Here is a 17,597-nt window from a genome sequence, read left to right on the forward strand (position 1 = left end):
GAGTTCGCCGAGGACGTCTGCCGTGCCGCTCCCCCACCCCTCGCGCACCCCCTCGGGGCCGCGAAGAAGAACCCTGCTCGCCTCGGCCGCCGGGGCCGCTCTGCTGACGGGCTGCTCCGCCGGGCCCGAGGAGAGCGCGAAGCGCGCGAGCGGCACCCCGTCGGTCACCGAACGGGTACGCGCACGTGCGGCACAGGAGAGCAACGGTCTGGTCGCGCGGTACGACGCCGCGCTGGCCGTCCATCCGACGCTGGCGGCGCGGCTGGCTCCGCTGCGGGCGGAGGTCGTCCGGCATGTGGCGGCGTTCGGGGGCGCCGCCACGGCGTCCCCCTCCCCCTCCCCCACGGCCACCGGCGACCGCCCCGAAACCGGACCCGTCACCGGCGGTCCCTCGGCTTCCGTCACCGGCTCCGCCCCCGCCGCGACTGCGCCCGGCGGCGCCTCCTCGGCCCCACCGTCCGCCGCCCCACCGTCCGCCGCCGCGCCGGCGACCGAGCGTGAGGCCCTGGTCGGGCTCGCCGCCGCCGAGCGGGCGCTCGCCGACCGCAGGGCCGCGGAGCTGCTGGATGTTCCGGGCGAACTGGCCCGGCTGCTCGCCTCGGTGGCGGCGGCCGGCGCCGCGCACGCCTATCTGCTGACGGAGGGGACGCGATGAGCGGGGAGACGGGCGCGGAGCTGACGGCGCTGCAGGCGGTGCTGGCCGCGGAGCATGCCGCCGTGTACGGCTACGGGGTGGTCGGCGGCCGCGTCGGCGAGGGCCGGAGCACCGAGGCGCGGGCGGCCTACGACGCGCACCGGGCGCGGCGGGACGCGCTGGCGCGCGAGGTGCGCGGTCTGGGCGCCGAGCCGGTCGCCGCGAGCGCCGGCTACGCGCTGCCGTTCCCGGTGGCGGACTCCGCGACTGCGGTACGGCTCGCCGCCGATCTGGAGGATCGGGTGGCCGGGGTGTACTCCGACCTGGTGCGGGCAGCCGCCGGGACACGGAGGCGGGAGGCCGCGGGGGCGTTGCGGGAGGCGGCGGTCCGCGCGGCGCGCTGGCGGGGCGGGAGCGTAGCCTTCCCAGGACTCGCCGAGCAGAACGGTACGGATCCGGCCACGGGCCCGGCGTCCGCGGCGGCTGTGGACGCGGCGGCGGGAGCGACCGCGCGTTAGACGAGGGCCCGGGCGACGCTCGGGCCGCGGCGACGGTCCGGGTCCGGCGGCGACAGGCGGCGGTTCCCACGACTGCGGCCGCGGGGGCGCCCACGGTTGACCGGGAGACGGAAGGGAACGACTCGCGCATGGCTTTCGAACCGCCTCAGCGTCTGGTCCGAGCGCTCGGTGAGACGGCACCGGACGGTGACGGCTGGTTGGAGACCCTGCCGGAGACGGCCCGGCAGGCCGTCGCTCTGCGCGAGTTGACCGTCGACCGGGTGCAGGCGCCGGGCGGCCGGAGCAGCCTCGTCGTGCTGGTGCGGCGGGCGGACGGGTCGCCGGCCGTGCTGAAGCTGGCCCCGCCCCGGTTCCGGCCCGAGGCCGAGCGGGCCGCGCTGACGCACTGGGACGGCCTGGGCGCCGTCCAGCTGCTGGACGGGCCGACGACACCGGGGGCGCTGCTTCTCGAGCGGCTGCACCCCGACGTGTCCGTGCGGTCCCTGCCCGAGGCGAAGGCGCTGCTGGAGGCGGCCGGGACACTGCGGCGGCTGTGGGTGCAGCCCCCGGCCGGCCATCCCTTCGAGACCGTCGCCGAACGCACCGGGCGGCAGGCGGAGGCCATGCGGGCGAGCGTCTCGGCCGAGCCCGACGTGGCCGCCCTGGTGGACGCGGCGCTCGCCGCACGCGAGGGCCTGCTGGCCGCGCCGCCCGAGCATCTGTTGCTGCACGGGACGTTCCGGCAGAGCAAGGTGCTGGCGGGTGAGCGGATGCCGTGGCTCGCGGTGGGGCCGGACCCGGTGGCCGGCGAGCGCGCGTTCGATCTCGCTCGGCTGGTGCGGGACCGGGTGGAGGATCTGATCGCGTCGCCGTCCGGGGCGGCGACGACCCGCCGACGGGTGAAGCGGCTCGCGGAGTCGCTGGAGCTGGACCAGGAGCGGGTGCGGGGCTGGACGCTGTTCCGGGCGGTGGAGTCGGGCGTGCGCGCACTGCGGGTGGGACGCCGCACGGACGCGGAGTTGCTGCTGGAGTTCGCCGGCTGGCTCTAGTGCCGTGACCGGACGCACCGTCGGCCGGGGGAACCCCCACTCGTCCGACCCGATGTGCGCGGTTCCCGCTGCCTGTTCCCCGGTCGGCATGACCGCTCTCCTCCGCGGTGACGTCCTGTCACGCCCCACGGTCGGGGAACCGCCCGGGAGAGCCCGGTGAGGCGGCCGTACGCCTCACCGGGACTCCCTGCGACGACCGGTACTCCCCGGGACGGCTCTTCACGTCACGCGGAATGTCACACGGTGAGGCGGGTGATCGCCTCGTCCACCGTGAGCTCCTCGCGCTCGCCGCTCCTGCGGTCCTTCAGCTCCAGGACGCCCTCGGCGGAGCGGCGGCCCGCCACCAGGATCTTCGGCACGCCCATCAGCTCGGAGTCGGTGAACTTCACGCCCGGGGAGACGCCGGCCCGGTCGTCGACCAGGACGCGCAGACCGGCCGCGCGCAGCTTCTCCGACACCTCGAGCGCCAGCTCGGTCTGCAGGGCCTTGCCCGCGGCGACGACGTGCACGTCGGCCGGGGCGACCTCGGCGGGCCAGCACAGACCCTTGTCGTCGGCGGTCTGCTCGGCGAGGGCGGCGACCGCGCGGGAGACGCCGATGCCGTACGAGCCCATGGTCACCCGGACCGGCTTGCCGTTCTGGCCGAGGACGTCGAGCTTGAGGGCGTCGGCGTACTTGCGGCCCAGCTGGAAGATGTGGCCGATCTCGATGGCGCGGTCCAGGTGGAGGCCGGTGCCGCACTTCGGGCAGGGGTCGCCCTCCTGGACGACGACGACGTCGACGTACGCGCCGACCTCGAAGTCTCGGCCCGCGACGACGTTCTTCGCGTGCGTGCCCTCCTTGTTGGCGCCGGTGATCCAGGAGGTGCCGGGGGCCACCCGCGGGTCGGCGATGTACGTGACCTTCTCGCCCAGGCCCTGCGGACCGACGTAGCCGCGGACCAGGTCGGGGCGGCCCACGAAGTCCTCGGCGGTGACGAGTTCGACGGCGGCCGGGGCGAAGTGCGCCTCGACCTTGCCGAGGTCGACCTCGCGGTCGCCGGGCACGCCGACGGCGACGATCTCGCCGTCCACCTTCACCAGAAGGTTCTTCAGGGTCGCGGAGGCCGGCACGCCGAGGTGGGCGGCGAGGGTCTCGATGGTGGGGGTGTCCGGGGTGGGGATCTCCTCGAGCGCGGGCACGCCGTCGGCGTCGACCGGCTTCAGCTCGTAGGTGATCGCCTCGGTGTTGGCCGCGAAGTCGCAGTTGGGGCAGTCGGCGAAGGTGTCCTCGCCGGCGCCGGCCGGGGCCAGGAACTCCTCCGACTTCGAGCCGCCCATGGCGCCCGCGGTGGCGGCGCAGATGCGGTAGTCGAGGCCGAGACGCTCGAACACCTTCTGGTAGGCCTGGCGGTGCAGCGCGTACGAGTGGGCCAAGCCCTCGTCCTCGGTGTCGAAGGAGTAGGAGTCCTTCATGAGGAACTCGCGGCCGCGCAGGATGCCGGCCCGGGGGCGGGCCTCGTCACGGAACTTCGTCTGGATCTGGTAGAGGATGACCGGCAGGTCCTTGTAGGAGGACGCCTGGTCCTTCACGATCAGCGTGAAGATCTCCTCGTGGGTCGGACCGAGAAGGTAGTCGCCGCCCCTGCGGTCCTGAAGGCGGAACAGCTCGGCACCGTACTCGTCCCAGCGGCCGGTCGCCTCGTAGGGCTCGCGGGGCAGCAGCGCGGGGAGGCTGACCTCCTGGGCGCCGATGGCGTCCATCTCCTCGCGGACGATGCGCTCCACGTTCGCGAGGACCTTCTTGCCGAGCGGCAGCCAGGACCAGATTCCGGCGGCGGTGCGGCGGACGTAGCCCGCCCGGACGAGGAGCTTGTGGCTGAGGACTTCGGCGTCCGCCGGGTCGTCGCGCAGCGTCTTCGCCATCAACTGGGACATGCGCTGGACCGGTGCGTTGGCCATGGTTCTCGTACTCCTGCCGATGGGGTCCTCCGGACCCGGGCGGGACCGGGAGCGGGGAAGGTGGTGGCTAGCGCCGCGCACGGAAGGGTTCACCGGCTCGCGCGAACCCTTCCGGTCACGGCACTAGGAGGTTAGCCGGGAGCGCGGCGTGCCCGGAAATCCGTTTCAGCGGCGCAGGAGAGGCAGCGGGGCGCCCATCACCGCGTACGGCCGGGGGGCGCTCGGGAACAGGACCCGGCCGGCCAGGTCGCGGTACCCGAGGGAGCGGTAGAGGGCGCGGGCGGGGCTCTCGGTGTCGATCGCGGAGAGGATCGAGCGGGGCTCGGTCGCGGTGTCGGTGATCGTGGTGATCAGGGCCCGGCCCGCGCCGCGGTTCTGGAAGGCGGGGTGGACGTGGAGCTCCGTGATCACGAAGGAGTCGTCCAGCCAGTACTCGTTGTTCCGGGCTCGCAGGTAGGGCTGGACGACGGTGGACCACCAGTGGGTGCGGTCGTTCGGCATGCCGTAGACGAAGCCGATCAGCCGGCCCTCGGGGGTCGTCGCACCGAAGGCCCGTGCCCCCGGGCTGGTCATGTGGCGCAGGACGATCTGCCGTCTGACAGCCACTTCGTCCGGCCCCAGCCCGAAGGCGACTGCCTGGACGGCCAGGGCCTCGTCCACGTGGGCGGGAAGGTCCAGGGGGCCGATGGCGAGGTCCATGGCGGGGAGCCTACAGGGGCGTCAGAAGAGCACGCTCGTGAAGGCGCCGACCTCCTGGAAGCCCACCTTCGTGTACGTGCGCCGTGCCGCCGTGTTGAAGTCGTTGACGTACAGGCTCGCCACCGGGGCCACGTCCGCCAGGGCGTAGCGCAGGATCGCGGCCATGCCGGGGGCGGCGAATCCCCGGCCGCGGTACTCGGGTGCCACCCACACGCCCTGGATCTGGCAGGCCTGAGGGGTCGCCGCGCCGATCTCGGCCTTGAAGACGACCTTGCCCCGGTCGTCGAGGCGGGCGAACGAGCGGCCGGAGCCGACGAGTTCGGCGACGCGGGCCTGGTAGAGCAGACCGCCGTCACCGGCCATCGGGGAGACACCGACCTCTTCGGTGAACATCGCCACGCACGCCGGCATGATCGTGTCCATCTCGTCCTTGCGGATGCGGCGGACGTAGGGGTCCGGGGCGATGTCGGCGGGCATGCGGTCGGTGACCATGAGGGGCTGGCGGGTGCGGACCTCGCGGGCCGGGCCCCAGTGGGGTTCGAGGAAGCGCCAGAGGCGGGTCGTCGCCTCGGTGGGGCCGACGATCGAGGAGCAGCGCCGGCCCGCGCGGCGGGCGCGGTCGGCGAAGGCGCGCACGGCGCGGGGGGTGGCGCAGATCGGGACGAGGTTGGCGCCCGCGTAGCACAGGGACGTCAGCATGCCGTCCTCGTACCAGCCCCACATCTCGCCGCCGAGCCGCCACGGGTCCAGGCCCGCGACCTGGACGCGGGACGTCACGAAGGCGTTGGCGACCGGCTCGCGGTCGAGGACGGCGAGCGCGGCGTCCAGGTCGCTCGGTTCGAGGACCCGGGAGGTCGTCTGGGTCAACACGCGCGGGGGCCTCACACTCAGGTCTGACTGGCTCCCCGCACTGTACCCGCGGAAGCTTTGGCGTGCCGCCCTGCGTTCAGCCGGCGTTCGTCCGCCGTGAGCGTGGGCTTGTCGTGCCGTCCCGCGGGGGCTGCGCCCCCGAACCCCCGACCGGCCCTGGACGGGCCCCGTCCTCGGACGCCGGACGGGCTGAACAGACCGGCCGGCGTCGTCCCGGGACCGACGGGCTGGGAACGCCGGCCGGCGTCATCCCGGGACATCCCCGGGAGCGGGCGTCGGTGTCAGCCTGCTACCGACACGGACGGTTCGCCGGAGGCGATGCCCGCGGCTTCCATCTGCTCGGCCAGCTTCATGGCCTCCTCGATGAGGGTCTCGACGATCTTCGACTCGGGGACGGTCTTGATGACCTCGCCCTTCACGAAGATCTGCCCCTTGCCGTTGCCGGAGGCGACGCCGAGGTCGGCCTCGCGGGCCTCGCCGGGCCCGTTGACCACGCAGCCCATGACGGCGACGCGCAGCGGGACCTCCATGCCGGTGAGGCCGGCGGTGACCTCTTCGGCGAGCTTGTAGACGTCGACCTGCGCGCGGCCGCAGGACGGGCAGGAGACGATCTCCAGACCGCGCTGCTTGAGGTTGAGGGACTCCAGGATCTGGTTGCCGACCTTGACCTCCTCCACCGGCGGCGCCGAGAGGGAGACCCGGATGGTGTCGCCGATGCCCTCGGAGAGCAGCGCGCCGAAGGCGACCGCCGACTTGATCGTGCCCTGGAAGGCGGGGCCGGCCTCGGTGACGCCGAGGTGCAGGGGGTAGTCGCACTGCGCGGCGAGCTGCCGGTACGCCTCGATCATCACCACCGGGTCGTTGTGCTTGACCGAGATCTTGATGTCGCGGAAGTCGTGCTCCTCGAACAGCGACGCCTCCCACAGCGCCGACTCCACCAGCGCCTCCGGGGTGGCCTTCCCGTACTTCTGCAGCAGCCGGCGGTCCAGCGAACCGGCGTTGACACCGATGCGGATCGGCGTGCCGTGCTCCTTCGCCGCCTTCGCGATCTCCCGCACCTTGTCGTCGAACTGCTTGATGTTGCCCGGGTTCACCCGCACCGCCGCGCAGCCCGCCTCGATCGCCGCGAACACGTACTTCGGCTGGAAGTGGATGTCCGCGATCACCGGGATCTGCGACTTGCGCGCGATCGTCGACAGCACGTCCGCGTCGTCCTGCGTCGGACACGCCACCCGCACGATCTGGCACCCCGACGCCGTCAGCTCCGCGATCTGCTGCAGCGTCGCGCCCACGTCCGACGTCCGCGTCGTCGTCATCGACTGCACCGACACCGGGGCGTCTCCGCCCACCGCCACGGAGCCGACCTGGATCTGCCGGCTCTTGCGGCGCTCGGCGATTTTGGTCGGGACGGACGGCATGCCGAGAGAAATCGCAGTCATCTGCTGTGCAACCCCAAGTCGTGGATCAAGGCTCAGGTCCCGTCTTCAGGCGGGTTCCAGGCTTCGAGATTACGGCACTGCCCCGGGCGGGAGCACATCGCGGCCGTCGGACACACCCGATGGAGTCGGCCCGGCACCGAAGAGGGTGCCGGGCCTTCCCGGAGCGCGCATGACAAAGGGTGAGGGGGCCTGCCCTACGAGATCTTCACCGGGTTCACCACGTCCGCGATCAGCACCAGGACGGTGAAGCAGATGAAGACGCCCGCGACCACGTAGGCCACCGGCATCAGCTTCGCCACGTCGAACGGGCCCGGGTCGGGCCTGCGCAGCAGCTTCGCCAGGTTGCGGCGCAGCGACTCCCACAGGGCGCCCGCGATGTGCCCGCCGTCCAGGGGCAGCAGGGGGAGCATGTTGAACAGGAACAGGGAGAGGTTGAAGCCGGCGACCAGCATCACAGCCATCGCGAGCTGCTGCGAGGCCGGGATGTCGAGGGTGAAGATCTCACCGCCGACGCGGGCCGCGCCGATCACGCCCATGGGCGAGTCGGGCTCGCGGGGCGCGCCGTCGAAGGCCGCGTTCCACAGGGCCGGGATCTTGCCGGGGAGGGCGGCGATGGAGTCGACGGCCTCGCCCACCCGGTCGGTCATCCAGGACACCGAGTCGCCGAAGTCCTGCTGGACGACGCCGGTGGCCGCGCTGAAGCCGAGGAAGCCGGCCTTGACGTACTCGCCCTGGACGTACGCCCCGTTGGAGTCCTTCTTGGCGACCTGGTTGGTGGCGATCGTCGTGTGCAGGGTCAGCTCCTGGCCCTTGCGGTCGACGACGATGGCCACGTCCTTGCCGGCGCTGACCCGGATGAGGTCGGACAGCTTGTCCCAGTCGTCCGTCCGCTGCCCGGCGAAGGAGACGATCTTGTCCCCGGGCTTCATGCCAGCGGCCGCGGCCGGGGAGGCCGGGTCGGTCGACTTGCACGCGTCGCGGTTCTCGCTCTGCGAGATGACGCAGGGGGAGACCGAGCTGACGGTGGTGGTCTGCTGCTGGATGCCGAAGCCCATCAGGACGGTGAGGAAGAGGCCCACCGCGAGCACCAGGTTCATGAAGGGGCCCGCGAACATCACGATGACGCGTTTCCAGGGTTTGCGCGTGTAGAACATGCGCGTCTCGTCGCCCGGCTGGAGCTCCTCGTAGGCGGCCGAGCGGGCGTCCTCGATCATGCCGCGCCAGGGGGAGGTGGAGCGGGCCGTCACGCGGCCGTCCTCGCCGGGCGGGAACATGCCGATCATGCGGATGTAGCCGCCGAACGGGATGGCCTTGAAGCCGTACTCGGTCTCGCCCTTCCTGCGCGAGAAGAGGGTCGGGCCGAAGCCGACCATGTACTGCGGCACCCGGATGCCGAAGAGTTTGGCCGTGGAGAGGTGGCCCAGCTCGTGCCAGGCGATCGAGAACAGCAGGCCGACCACGAAGACGACTATGCCGAGGACCATCATCAGGGCTGTCATGCACGCGCCTCCGCGGTAGCCGTCAGTTCTTGTGTCCGGGCCCGGGCCCAGGTCTCCGCCTCGAGGACGTCCGACACGGTGAGTGAGGTTCCCGTCGCCGGCGTGCCGTGCTCCCGCACGACCCGGGTGACGGTCTCCATGATCCCGTTGAACGGGAGCGCGCCCTTGCGGAACGCCTCCACGCACTCCTCGTTCGCGGCATTGAACACCGCCGGGGCCGTACCCGCGAGCTCGCCCACATGCCGGGCGAGGCTCACCGAGGGGAACGCCTCGTCGTCGAGAGGGAAGAACTCCCAGGTCGACGCGGTGCTCCAGTCGAAGGCGGGCGCCGCGTCGGGAACGCGCTGCGGCCAGCCGAGGCCGATGGCGATGGGCCCGCGCATGTCGGGGGGCGTCGCCTGCGCCAGTGTCGATCCGTCCGTGAACTCAACCATCGAGTGGACATACGACTGCGGGTGCACGACCACCTCAATCCGGGAGAAGGGAATGTCGTAGAGGAGGTGCGCCTCGATGACTTCCAGGCCCTTGTTGACGAGGGTCGCGGAGTTGATCGTGATCACCGGGCCCATGGACCAGGTGGGGTGGGCGAGGGCGTCCTCGACCGTGACGTTCGCCAGCTGCGCCCTGGTGCGGCCTCGGAAGGGGCCGCCGGAGGCGGTGACGACCAGCTTGCGGACGTCGGCCCGCGCGCCGCCGGCCAGGGCCTGGAAGAGGGCCGCGTGCTCGGAGTCCACCGGGATGATCTGGCCGGGCTTCGCGAGCGCCTTGACCAGCGGGCCGCCGACGATGAGCGACTCCTTGTTGGCGAGCGCGAGGGTGCGGCCCGCCTCCAGGGCGGCGAGGGTGGGCGCGAGACCGATGGAGCCCGTGATGCCGTTCAGGACGGTGTGGCAGTCGGAGGCGGCGAGCCGGGTGGCCGCGTCCGGTCCGGCCAGGATCTCGGGCAGCGGCTCCCCCGCGCCGTACTCGGCGGCGAGCGCCTCGCGCAGGGCCGGCACGACGTCCTCACGGGCCACCGCGACGCTCCGCACCCGCAGCAGCCGGGCCTGTTCGGCGAGGAGGGCGACCCGGCCGCCGTTGGCGGACAGGCCCGTCACCCGGAACCGGTCCGGGTTGCGCAGCACGAGGTCGATGGCCTGGGTGCCGATCGAGCCGGTGGAGCCGAGGACCACCACGTCCTTGGGACCGTCGCCCACGACAGGGTCGTAGACGAGGTGCGGGTCGGCGAGAGGGCTTGGACTGTCGCTCATCCCCCCATTGTCGCCGCACGGCGTGCGCGCCGGGACAGGGTGTCCCCCCAAGGAGGACACCCTGCGCACCGGTGTGCGACGGCTCACCCGATCGAGCGGTGGACGTTCTCCCGTTCGCTGGGTCCCGGGGCCGCCTCGGCGATCCACGGGCCGTCCCCGGACGGGTCGACGATGCCCTGCTCCAGCCACTCGTAGGAGCCTGCCATGACGCCCTTGACGACCTTGCGGTCCACGTCGTCGGTGTTGCTCCACAGGCGGCCGAAGAGCTCGTCCACGCGCAGCCGGGACTGGCGGCAGAAGGCGTCGGCGAGCTGGTAGGCCTCGCGGCCGTGCTCACCGCGCGAGCGCAGCAGCTCGGCGCGCACACAGGCCGCGCTCATCGCGAAGAGCTCCGCGCCGATGTCCACGATCCGGCCGAGGAAGCCCTGTTTGGTCTCCATGCGGCCCTGCCAGCGGGACATGGCGTAGAACGTCGAGCGGGCGAGCTTGCGCGCGTGCCGCTCCACATGGCGCAGATGCGGGGCGAGGTCGACGCCCGCGTGCTTGAACTCCCCGTACGAGGACGGCAGTTGCCCCGGTCCCGCGACCAGCCTGGGCAGCCACTTGGCGTAGAAGACGCCCGCGTTGGCGCCCGCCTTCGCCTTGTCCTGGAGGGACTTGTCGGGGTCGATGAGGTCACCGGCGACCGTGAGGTGGGCGTCGACGGCCTCGCGGGCGATGAGGAGGTGCATGATCTCCGTCGAGCCCTCGAAGATGCGGTTGATCCGCAGGTCGCGCAGCACCTGCTCGGCGGGGACCGCCCGCTCGCCGCGGGCGGCGAGGGACGCGGCCGTCTCGAAGCCGCGGCCACCGCGGATCTGGACCAGTTCGTCGGCCATCCGCCAGCCCATCTCGGAGGCGATGAGCTTGGCCAGCGCGCCCTCGATGCGGATGTCGTTGCGGTCCTCGTCGGCCATCTGCGAGGACAGGTCGAGGACGGCCTCCAGGGCGAAGGTCGTCGCCGCGATGAAGCTGATCTTGGCGCCGACCGCCTCGTGGTGGGCGATCGGCTTGCCCCACTGCTCGCGCGCGGCCGACCACTCGCGGGCGATCTTCAGGCTCCACTTGCCGGCGGCCACGCAGGACGCGGGCAGCGACAGACGGCCGGTGTTGAGGGTGGTCAGGGCGATCTTGAGGCCCGCGCCCTCGGGTCCGATGCGGTGGGCGGCCGGGACCCGGACCCGGTGGAAGCGGGTGACGCCGTTCTCGATGCCGCGCAGGCCCATGAAGGCGTTGCGGTTCTCGACGGTGATGCCGGGCGAGTCGCTCTCCACCACGAAGGCGGTGATGCCGCCCTTGTGGCCCTCGCTCTTCGGCACCCGGGCCATCACCACCAGCAGGTCGGCGACGACGCCGTTGGTCGTCCACAGCTTCACGCCGTCGAGGACGTAGTCGTCCCCCTCGGGCACCGCGCTCGTGGCGAGGCGCGCCGGGTCGGAGCCGACGTCCGGCTCGGTGAGGAGGAAGGCGCTGATGTCGGTGGTGGCACAGCGGGGCAGGAACTTCTGCTTCTGCTCGGGGGTGCCGAACATCTTCAGCGGCTGCGGCACGCCGATCGACTGGTGCGCCGACAGCAGCACGCCGATCGCCGGGCTGGCCGAGCCGACCAGGGCCAGCGCCTTGTTGTAGTAGACCTGCGTCAGGCCGAGGCCGCCGTACTTGGGGTCGATCTTCATGCCGAGGGCGCCGAGCTCCTTGAGCCCGGTGATCACCTCGTCGGGGATCCTGGCCTCGCGCTCGATACGGGCCGCGTCCACCTGCGTGTCGCAGAAGGCGCGGAGCTTGGCCAGGAACGCCTCGCCGCGCCGGACGGCCTCGTCGGAGGGGACCGGGTGAGGGTGGATGAGGTCGAGCCGGAAACGGCCCAGGAACAGTTCCTTGGCGAAGCTGGGCTTGCGCCAGTCCTGTTCCCGGGCGGCCTCGGCGACCTGACGGGCCTCACGTTCGGTGACGGTGGGTTTCTTGAGGGGTGGTGCGGACATGAGGCTCACCTCGCCGCGAATCGGGATCTCGGACCACATCGGTTACCGATCGGTGCTACCCGATCGTTGGTACCCGATCCGGGCCGAGGTGGCCACCCCGTGTGCGCGCGTTCGACCGGACCGGCCCCCGGCGGGCTCCGGTCGCGAGCGGCCCGCGCCCCGGCGGATCACGGCGCCCGGGTGTGCGCCGGGGCGTGCGGAAGCACCGCTTCCCCCCGTCGGGCGGCCTGCGCCGAACGGGTGTGCGCGACTCCCGCGAGGGGTTCCCGTACCCTTCTCCACCATTCCGCCATAACTCGTTGTCGAAGCGCTTCGACAACCTATGGACACCCACCCCCTCCGGGGTTACTGTCGAACCACTCTCACCCGCCCACGTTCGCAATGCGCACTGTCGAAGCGCTTCACAAAGCTTGGAGAGCTGGATGGTCACCCTCGCCGAGGTCGCCCAGCACGCCGGAGTCTCGGCGAGCACGGTGAGCTATGTCCTCAGTGGCAAGCGGTCCATCTCGACGACGACCCGGCAGCGCGTCGAACAGAGCATCCGGGAACTCGGCTACCACCCGAACGCGGGCGCCCGCGCACTGGCCAGCAGCCGGTCCAACATCATCGCGCTGATGATTCCGCTGCGCACCGACATCTACGTGCCGGTGATGATGGAGATCGCCATCGCGGTGGCCACCACGGCGCGCGCGTACGGGTACGACGTCCTGCTGCTGACCGGCGAGGAGGGGCCCGACGCCGTCCGGCGCGTCACCGGCAGCGGGCTCGCCGACGCGATGATCCTGATGGACGTCGAACTGGACGACGAGCGGCTGCCGCTGTTGCGCTCCACCGACCAGCCCTCCGTGCTGATCGGGCTGCCCGCCGACACCTCCGGCCTGACCTGCGTCGACCTGGACTTCGCGGCGACCGGCGCGCTGTGCGTGGAACACCTGGCGCAGCTGGGGCACCGTGACGTCGCGGTCATCGGTGAGGCGCCCGCGGTCTACGAACGGCACACCGGTTTCGCCGAACGCACCCTCGACGGTCTCCGGCACCGGGCCAGGGAACTGGGCCTGCGGCTGCTGCACCGCCCGTGCGAGGGCGGGTACGACGCGATGGCCGTGACACTGGCCCGGGTCCTCGACGAGCGGCCGGGCACCACCGGCTTCGTCGTGCAGAACGAGTCGGCGGTCGAGCCCCTGCTCGCGCTGCTGCGCCAGCAGGGCCGGGCCGTCCCGGAGGACGTGTCGGTGGTGGCGATCTGCCCCGATCAGGTCGCCGTCCAGGCGTCGGTGCGGCTGACCTCGGTCGCCATCCCCGCCCAGGAGATGGGCCGGCACGCCGTGGAACGCCTCGTCGCCAAGCTGGAGGGGCGCGGCGGCGACGAAGTCGTGCTCATCGCGCCCGAGCTGACGGTCCGGGCGAGCTCGGGACCGGCGCCCTCCGGAGCCTGACCCGCACCCCGCATCCCGCCTCCCGCCCCCTGTCGCTCTCGCACCTCGCTCCCCGCCCCTCTCGCCCGTCGGGGCGCCCCCCTGCCCGCATCCCCTGTTTCACTCCTGTCTGCACTCCTTCAAGGAGCACCCCACGTGAACCAGCCTGCCGAAAACCAGCCTCAGGTCAGCCTCGCGCAGTCGTCGCCCACGGTCGGCACCTTCCGGGAGCGCGACGGCGCGCTGGAGTGGAGCGGCCGTCAGGAGACCCTGCGGATCGAGCCCTGGGGGCCGGACGCCGTCCGGGTGCGCGCCCGGCTCGGCGGACCGATCCTCGAGGGACTGCCGGGCGCCCTGCTCGACGAGCCGCCCGCCACCGAGAGCAGCGTCAAGACCGGTGACGGCGAGGGCCTGCTGACGGTCGGCGCGCTCACCGTCGAAGTGAGCGCCGAGGGCCTGGTCCGCTTCCTGCGCACCGACGACCGCACCGAGATCCTGGCCGAGGACCGCGCCCACTTCTGGTGGCCGGGCTCGCGCCTCTACACGGCCGTCGGCAACGGCCACCACCGTCTGGAGCAGCGGTTCGCCGCCTACGACGACGAGCAGTTGTACGGCCTCGGCCAGCACCAGCACGGCCGCCTCGACCAGAAGGGCCTGGTCCTGGATCTGGTCCAGCGCAACGCCGAGGTCGGCATCCCGGTGCTCACCTCGAACCGCGGCTACACGCTGCTGTGGAACAACCCGGCGATCGGCCGCGTCGAACTGGCCGGGAACGGCACCCGCTGGGTCGCCGACTCGGCCCGGCAGATCGACTACTGGATCACGGCCGGCGCCCCGGCCGACGGCCAGCGCCGCTACAGCGCGGTCACCGGCCGGACCCCGATGCTGCCGGCGTGGGCGGCGGGCTTCTGGCAGTGCAAGCTGCGCTATCGCACGCAGGACGAACTCCTCGAGGTGGCACGGGAGTACAAGCGCCGGGGGCTGCCGCTCGACGCCATCGTCTGCGACTTCTTCCACTGGACGCATCTGGGCGACTGGAAGTTCGACCCGGCCGAGTGGCCCGACCCGGCGGCGATGGTCCGCGAGCTCGAGGAACTGGGCGTCAAGCTGGTGGTGAGCGTGTGGCCGTCGGTGTCGCCGCTGAGCGAGAACCATCAGGTGCTGGAGCAGCGCGGCTACCTCATCGGCACCCAGTACGGCCCGATGGCACACGCCGACTGGCCCGACAAGGGGGTCGCGTCGACCGTCCAGGTGGCGTTCTACGACGCGACCAACCCCGAGGCCCGGGAATTCCTGTGGTCGAAGATCCGCGACAACTACCTCGCCCCGTACGGCATCACGGCCTTCTGGCTGGACGCCTGCGAGCCGGAGCTGAAGCCCGGCTTCCCGGAGAACCTGCGCTACTGGGCGGGTCCGGGTCTGGAGGTCGGCAACATGTACCCGGCCGAGAACGCCCGCACGTTCTACGAGGGGCTGCGCGCGGCCGGCGAGGAGGAGATCGTCAGCCTCAACCGCTCGGCGTGGGCGGGCAGTCAGCGCTACGGCGCCGCCCTGTGGTCCGGTGACATCGGGACCGACTTCCCGACGCTGCGCCGGCAGATCGCGGCCGGCCTCAACACCGCGCTGTCGGGCATTCCGTGGTGGAACACCGACATCGGCGGCTTCCACGGCGGCGACCCGGACGACCCGGCGTACCGGGAGGTGATGGTCCGCTGGTTCCAGTTCGGCGCGGTGTCCCCGCTGATGCGTCTGCACGGCTTCCGTGACCCGGGCATGCCGCTCGGCCCCGACATGACCGGCGGCCCGAACGAGGTGTGGTCGTACGGCGAGGAGGCGGGCGCGATCATGGAGGCGTACCTGCGGCTGCGCGAGCGGCTCAAGCCGTACGTCCTTGAGGTCATGCGGGAGGCGCACGAGGAGGGCCTGCCGCCCATGCGGCCGCTGTTCCTGGAGTTCCCCGGTGACCGGGCCGCCTGGTCGGTGGACGACTGCTACCTCTTCGGCCGGGACCTGCTCGTCGCGCCGGTGCTGACGGCGGGCGCGACGACCCGCACGGCCCACCTCCCGGCGGGCGCGGTCTGGACGGACGCGTGGACGGGCGAGACGTACGAGGGCGGGGCGACCGTGACGGTCGACGCCCCGCTGGACCGCCTCCCGCTGTTCCTGCGGGACGGGGCCCGGCTGCCGGTGGCCGAGTAACACCGATACGCCGACACTGGTCGAACTCCCTTGTGGCAAAGGGGGGTTGGCGGGGTAGGGGGCTGGCGTCCGCTGCCCCTCCGTCCCCCGCTGCCCCGCGAAAGGGTGTTCTGCCGTGTCCTCATCCCCGCTCGCCCTCACTGTGGCCGACCTGCTGCTGCGGCCCGGCTTCGCCTCCCGGCGCACGCCCGACCGCGTCTTCGACCGGCTCTCGGCCACGGCCCGCCCGGCGGACGGGGACGAGGAGTTCACCGAGGAGTTCCGGCGCCTGCTGCGCCACTGGTCCCGGGACGAGAACCTCACGCCGGTCGGCTGGTGGTCGGCGCAGGGGCACGTCCGGCGGCATCTGGCCAACCGCGCCCGGGTCCGGCGGCTGATCGCCGAGCACCCCGGGATCGCGCGGGAGCCGATCGAGCGGCCGGTGTTCGTGGTGGGCCTGCCGCGCACCGCCACGACGCTCACCCACGGTGTGCTCTCGCTGTCCGAGCAGCACCGGTGTCCCCTGCTGTGGGAGCTGCTGGCACCGGACCTGGAGGGCTCGCCCGAGCGGCGCCGCAGAGCGATCACCGCGGCGCGCCTGATGGTCGGCGCGATCGACCTGTTCGCGCCGCGCTACCGCGACATCCACCCGTTGGCGGCCGAGGGACCCGAGGAGTGCACGTTCGCCCTCCCGCACACCGTCATGCCGCTGTCCCAGGCCCGTGTCCCCGCCTACCGGGCGGCGCTGGAGGAGCGGGACTTCGTCCCCGACTACGCCTACCTCAAGCAGGTCTACCAGGTGCTCCAGTACGGCCGCCCGCGCCGCCGCTGGGTGCTGAAGTCGCCGCTGCACACCGGCAACCTCGACGCGCTGCTCGCCGTCTTCCCCGACGCCACGCTCGTGTGGACGCACCGGGATCCGGCCGTCGTCGTGGCCTCGTTCTGCAGCTTGATCGAGCACGGCATGGCGATCACCCGGCGGCCGCTCGACCTGCACGAGCTGGGCGCCACCTGGCTCGCCCTGCTGAGCCGTTCCGTGCGGCGCGGCCTCGCGGCCCGCGCCGCCGTACCGCGCGAGGCGCTGGTGGACGTCCCGTACTCCTGGCTGGGATCGGACCCGGCCACCGGAGCCCCGAAGCTCTACGACGCCGTGGGCGCCCGTTGGACCGACGCCGACGCGGCGCGGCTCCCCCGGATCGCCGCCCGGCCCAAGGGCAGCCGGCCGCACAGCTACGACCTGGCCCGTTACGGTCTGACCCGGGCCGACGTCGACACCGCGTTCGCCGACTACGACGTCCTGCGGGCCGAGGTCGACCGGGCCTGACGCACGGCGGGGGCCGGCCCCGCGGGGTGCGCGGAGCCGGCCCTGGAAGCCGGTCAGCTGCTGCTGACCGTCGCGCTGTTGGTCCTGAAGTCGAGGCCGCCGGACGACGAGGTGATCTCGAAGCCGAACTGCACGTCCCCGATGGTCTCGTTGCCGAACCAGCCCTTGGTGTCCTTGATCCACTTCAGGATCGGCAGGATGTTCACGGTGCCGGACGTCGAGTTCGAGGTGCGTACGAAGGAGAACACGTCGTTGGCGGTGTTGTTGCCCTTGTAGACGGTCCAGGTGTGACCGCCGAGGGTGACGGTGCCCTGCGAGGCGCCGAGAGGGCCGACGGCGCCGGTCTTGTTGACCCAGAGCATGACCTCGTAGCGATGCGCGGTGTCCCAGATGTCGTACGAGGTGTTGTACGAGCCGGCGGACGGGACGGTGACGTTGTAGCTGCCGGTGAGCGAGCCCAGCGAGGTGATCGACTTGTTGATCACCTTCTTGGAGTCGGGGTAGGACTTGATGCCACCGGTGTTGGGGTGGTTGGCCCAGACACCCCAGTTGGTGCCGGAGTTGGCCCAGAAGCACTGGCTGCCGGCGCCGGAGCCCCAGATGTTGTTGTAGAGGGTGTAGCCGTTCAGGCCGGTGTTGCCGTACTGCTCGCAGCTGTTCCAGACGGCGGCCGAGGCGGGGGCGGAGGCGAGGCCCACGGTGGCGCCGAGCGCGAGGGCGGGAGCGAGGAGGGCCTTGACGACCCTGCGGGGGGTTCGGGTGCGTGTTGCCATGGTGTCCCT

Annotated in this window: 14 protein-coding genes; 6 read left to right on the forward strand and 8 right to left on the reverse strand. The window is 72.1% G+C overall.

What is annotated here, in order from left to right:
- Positions 1-22 precede the first annotated feature (22 nt).
- The 3 genes from C6376_RS00940 (at position 23) to C6376_RS00950 (ending at position 2,180) form a co-directional block, all read left to right on the forward strand.
- Entirely contained in the window at positions 23-655 is a 633-nt protein-coding gene (locus C6376_RS00940) for a hypothetical protein (protein WP_107441650.1), read from the forward strand.
- Positions 652-1,152, forward strand: a complete 501-nt coding sequence (locus C6376_RS00945; RefSeq protein ID WP_107441651.1) for a ferritin-like domain-containing protein — start codon at positions 652-654, stop codon at positions 1,150-1,152. Before C6376_RS00940 ends, C6376_RS00945 begins: the two co-directional genes overlap by 4 nt.
- 128 nt (positions 1,153-1,280) lie before the next feature.
- Positions 1,281-2,180, forward strand: a complete 900-nt coding sequence (locus C6376_RS00950; protein ID WP_107441652.1) for an aminoglycoside phosphotransferase family protein — start codon at positions 1,281-1,283, stop codon at positions 2,178-2,180.
- 236 nt (positions 2,181-2,416) lie between these two features.
- On the opposite strand, the gene C6376_RS00955 is transcribed toward C6376_RS00950, so the two are convergent.
- The 7 genes from C6376_RS00955 to C6376_RS00985 all read right to left on the reverse strand — a co-directional run bounded on the left by C6376_RS00955 (position 2,417) and on the right by C6376_RS00985 (position 11,898).
- A complete protein-coding gene (locus C6376_RS00955) occupies positions 2,417-4,120 on the reverse strand; it encodes a proline--tRNA ligase (protein ID WP_107441653.1) in 1,704 nt (567 codons plus the stop codon).
- 165 nt (positions 4,121-4,285) lie between these two features.
- Positions 4,286-4,819 carry a GNAT family N-acetyltransferase gene (locus tag C6376_RS00960; RefSeq protein WP_107441654.1) on the reverse strand — a complete coding sequence of 178 codons (534 nt, stop codon included), beginning with the start codon at positions 4,817-4,819 and terminating at the stop codon, positions 4,286-4,288.
- 21 nt (positions 4,820-4,840) lie between these two features.
- Positions 4,841-5,689, reverse strand: a complete 849-nt coding sequence (locus C6376_RS00965) for a GNAT family N-acetyltransferase (RefSeq protein ID WP_107441655.1) — start codon at positions 5,687-5,689, stop codon at positions 4,841-4,843.
- Between the two features lie 281 nt (positions 5,690-5,970).
- A complete protein-coding gene (ispG, locus tag C6376_RS00970) occupies positions 5,971-7,128 on the reverse strand; it encodes a flavodoxin-dependent (E)-4-hydroxy-3-methylbut-2-enyl-diphosphate synthase (RefSeq protein ID WP_107441656.1) in 1,158 nt (385 codons plus the stop codon).
- A gap of 194 nt (positions 7,129-7,322) precedes the next feature.
- A complete protein-coding gene (locus C6376_RS00975; protein WP_107441657.1) occupies positions 7,323-8,627 on the reverse strand; it encodes an RIP metalloprotease in 1,305 nt (434 codons plus the stop codon).
- Positions 8,624-9,877 (reverse strand): 1-deoxy-D-xylulose-5-phosphate reductoisomerase, encoded by a 1,254-nt coding sequence (gene dxr / locus C6376_RS00980; RefSeq protein ID WP_107441658.1) that lies wholly within the window; start codon positions 9,875-9,877, stop codon positions 8,624-8,626. Before dxr ends, C6376_RS00975 begins: the two co-directional genes overlap by 4 nt.
- Before the next feature lie 83 nt (positions 9,878-9,960).
- On the reverse strand, positions 9,961-11,898 hold the full coding sequence (locus tag C6376_RS00985; RefSeq protein ID WP_107448707.1) for an acyl-CoA dehydrogenase family protein: 1,938 nt from the start codon (positions 11,896-11,898) through the stop codon (positions 9,961-9,963).
- A 422-nt stretch (positions 11,899-12,320) separates the two neighbouring features.
- Here C6376_RS00985 and C6376_RS00990 point away from each other — a divergent pair, with 422 nt between their 5' ends.
- The 3 genes from C6376_RS00990 to C6376_RS01000 all read left to right on the forward strand — a co-directional run bounded on the left by C6376_RS00990 (position 12,321) and on the right by C6376_RS01000 (position 16,815).
- Positions 12,321-13,334: a LacI family DNA-binding transcriptional regulator gene (locus C6376_RS00990; protein WP_107441659.1), complete on the forward strand. Its 1,014-nt coding sequence runs from the start codon at positions 12,321-12,323 to the stop codon at positions 13,332-13,334.
- 135 nt (positions 13,335-13,469) lie between these two features.
- Positions 13,470-15,512 (forward strand): TIM-barrel domain-containing protein, encoded by a 2,043-nt coding sequence (locus tag C6376_RS00995; protein WP_107441660.1) that lies wholly within the window; start codon positions 13,470-13,472, stop codon positions 15,510-15,512.
- Positions 15,513-15,627: 115 nt separating this feature from the next.
- Positions 15,628-16,815, forward strand: coding sequence for a sulfotransferase (locus C6376_RS01000; RefSeq protein ID WP_107441661.1), 1,188 nt, complete (start codon positions 15,628-15,630; stop codon positions 16,813-16,815).
- 53 nt (positions 16,816-16,868) lie between these two features.
- Here C6376_RS01000 and C6376_RS01005 read toward each other — a convergent pair whose 3' ends face one another.
- A complete protein-coding gene (locus tag C6376_RS01005) occupies positions 16,869-17,588 on the reverse strand; it encodes a hypothetical protein (RefSeq protein ID WP_107441662.1) in 720 nt (239 codons plus the stop codon).
- Positions 17,589-17,597: the final 9 nt, after the last annotated feature.

The sequence above is a fragment of the Streptomyces sp. P3 genome, assembly GCF_003032475.1.
In the GTDB taxonomy this organism is placed as follows: domain Bacteria; phylum Actinomycetota; class Actinomycetes; order Streptomycetales; family Streptomycetaceae; genus Streptomyces.

Excerpts from the sequence above, each read along its gene's own strand:
- C6376_RS00945 (WP_107441651.1), top strand. The coding sequence starts at position 652 with ATGAGCGGGGAGACGGGCGCGGAGCTGACGGCGCTGCAGGCGGTGCTG.
- C6376_RS00950 (WP_107441652.1), top strand. The coding sequence starts at position 1,281 with ATGGCTTTCGAACCGCCTCAGCGTCTGGTCCGAGCGCTCGGTGAGACG.
- C6376_RS00955 (WP_107441653.1), bottom strand. The coding sequence starts at position 4,120 with ATGGCCAACGCACCGGTCCAGCGCATGTCCCAGTTGATGGCGAAGACG.
- C6376_RS00960 (WP_107441654.1), bottom strand. The coding sequence starts at position 4,819 with ATGGACCTCGCCATCGGCCCCCTGGACCTTCCCGCCCACGTGGACGAG.
- ispG (WP_107441656.1), bottom strand. The coding sequence starts at position 7,128 with ATGACTGCGATTTCTCTCGGCATGCCGTCCGTCCCGACCAAAATCGCC.
- C6376_RS00975 (WP_107441657.1), bottom strand. The coding sequence starts at position 8,627 with ATGACAGCCCTGATGATGGTCCTCGGCATAGTCGTCTTCGTGGTCGGC.
- dxr (WP_107441658.1), bottom strand. The coding sequence starts at position 9,877 with ATGAGCGACAGTCCAAGCCCTCTCGCCGACCCGCACCTCGTCTACGAC.
- C6376_RS00985 (WP_107448707.1), bottom strand. The coding sequence starts at position 11,898 with ATGTCCGCACCACCCCTCAAGAAACCCACCGTCACCGAACGTGAGGCC.
- C6376_RS00990 (WP_107441659.1), top strand. The coding sequence starts at position 12,321 with ATGGTCACCCTCGCCGAGGTCGCCCAGCACGCCGGAGTCTCGGCGAGC.
- C6376_RS01005 (WP_107441662.1), bottom strand. The coding sequence starts at position 17,588 with ATGGCAACACGCACCCGAACCCCCCGCAGGGTCGTCAAGGCCCTCCTC.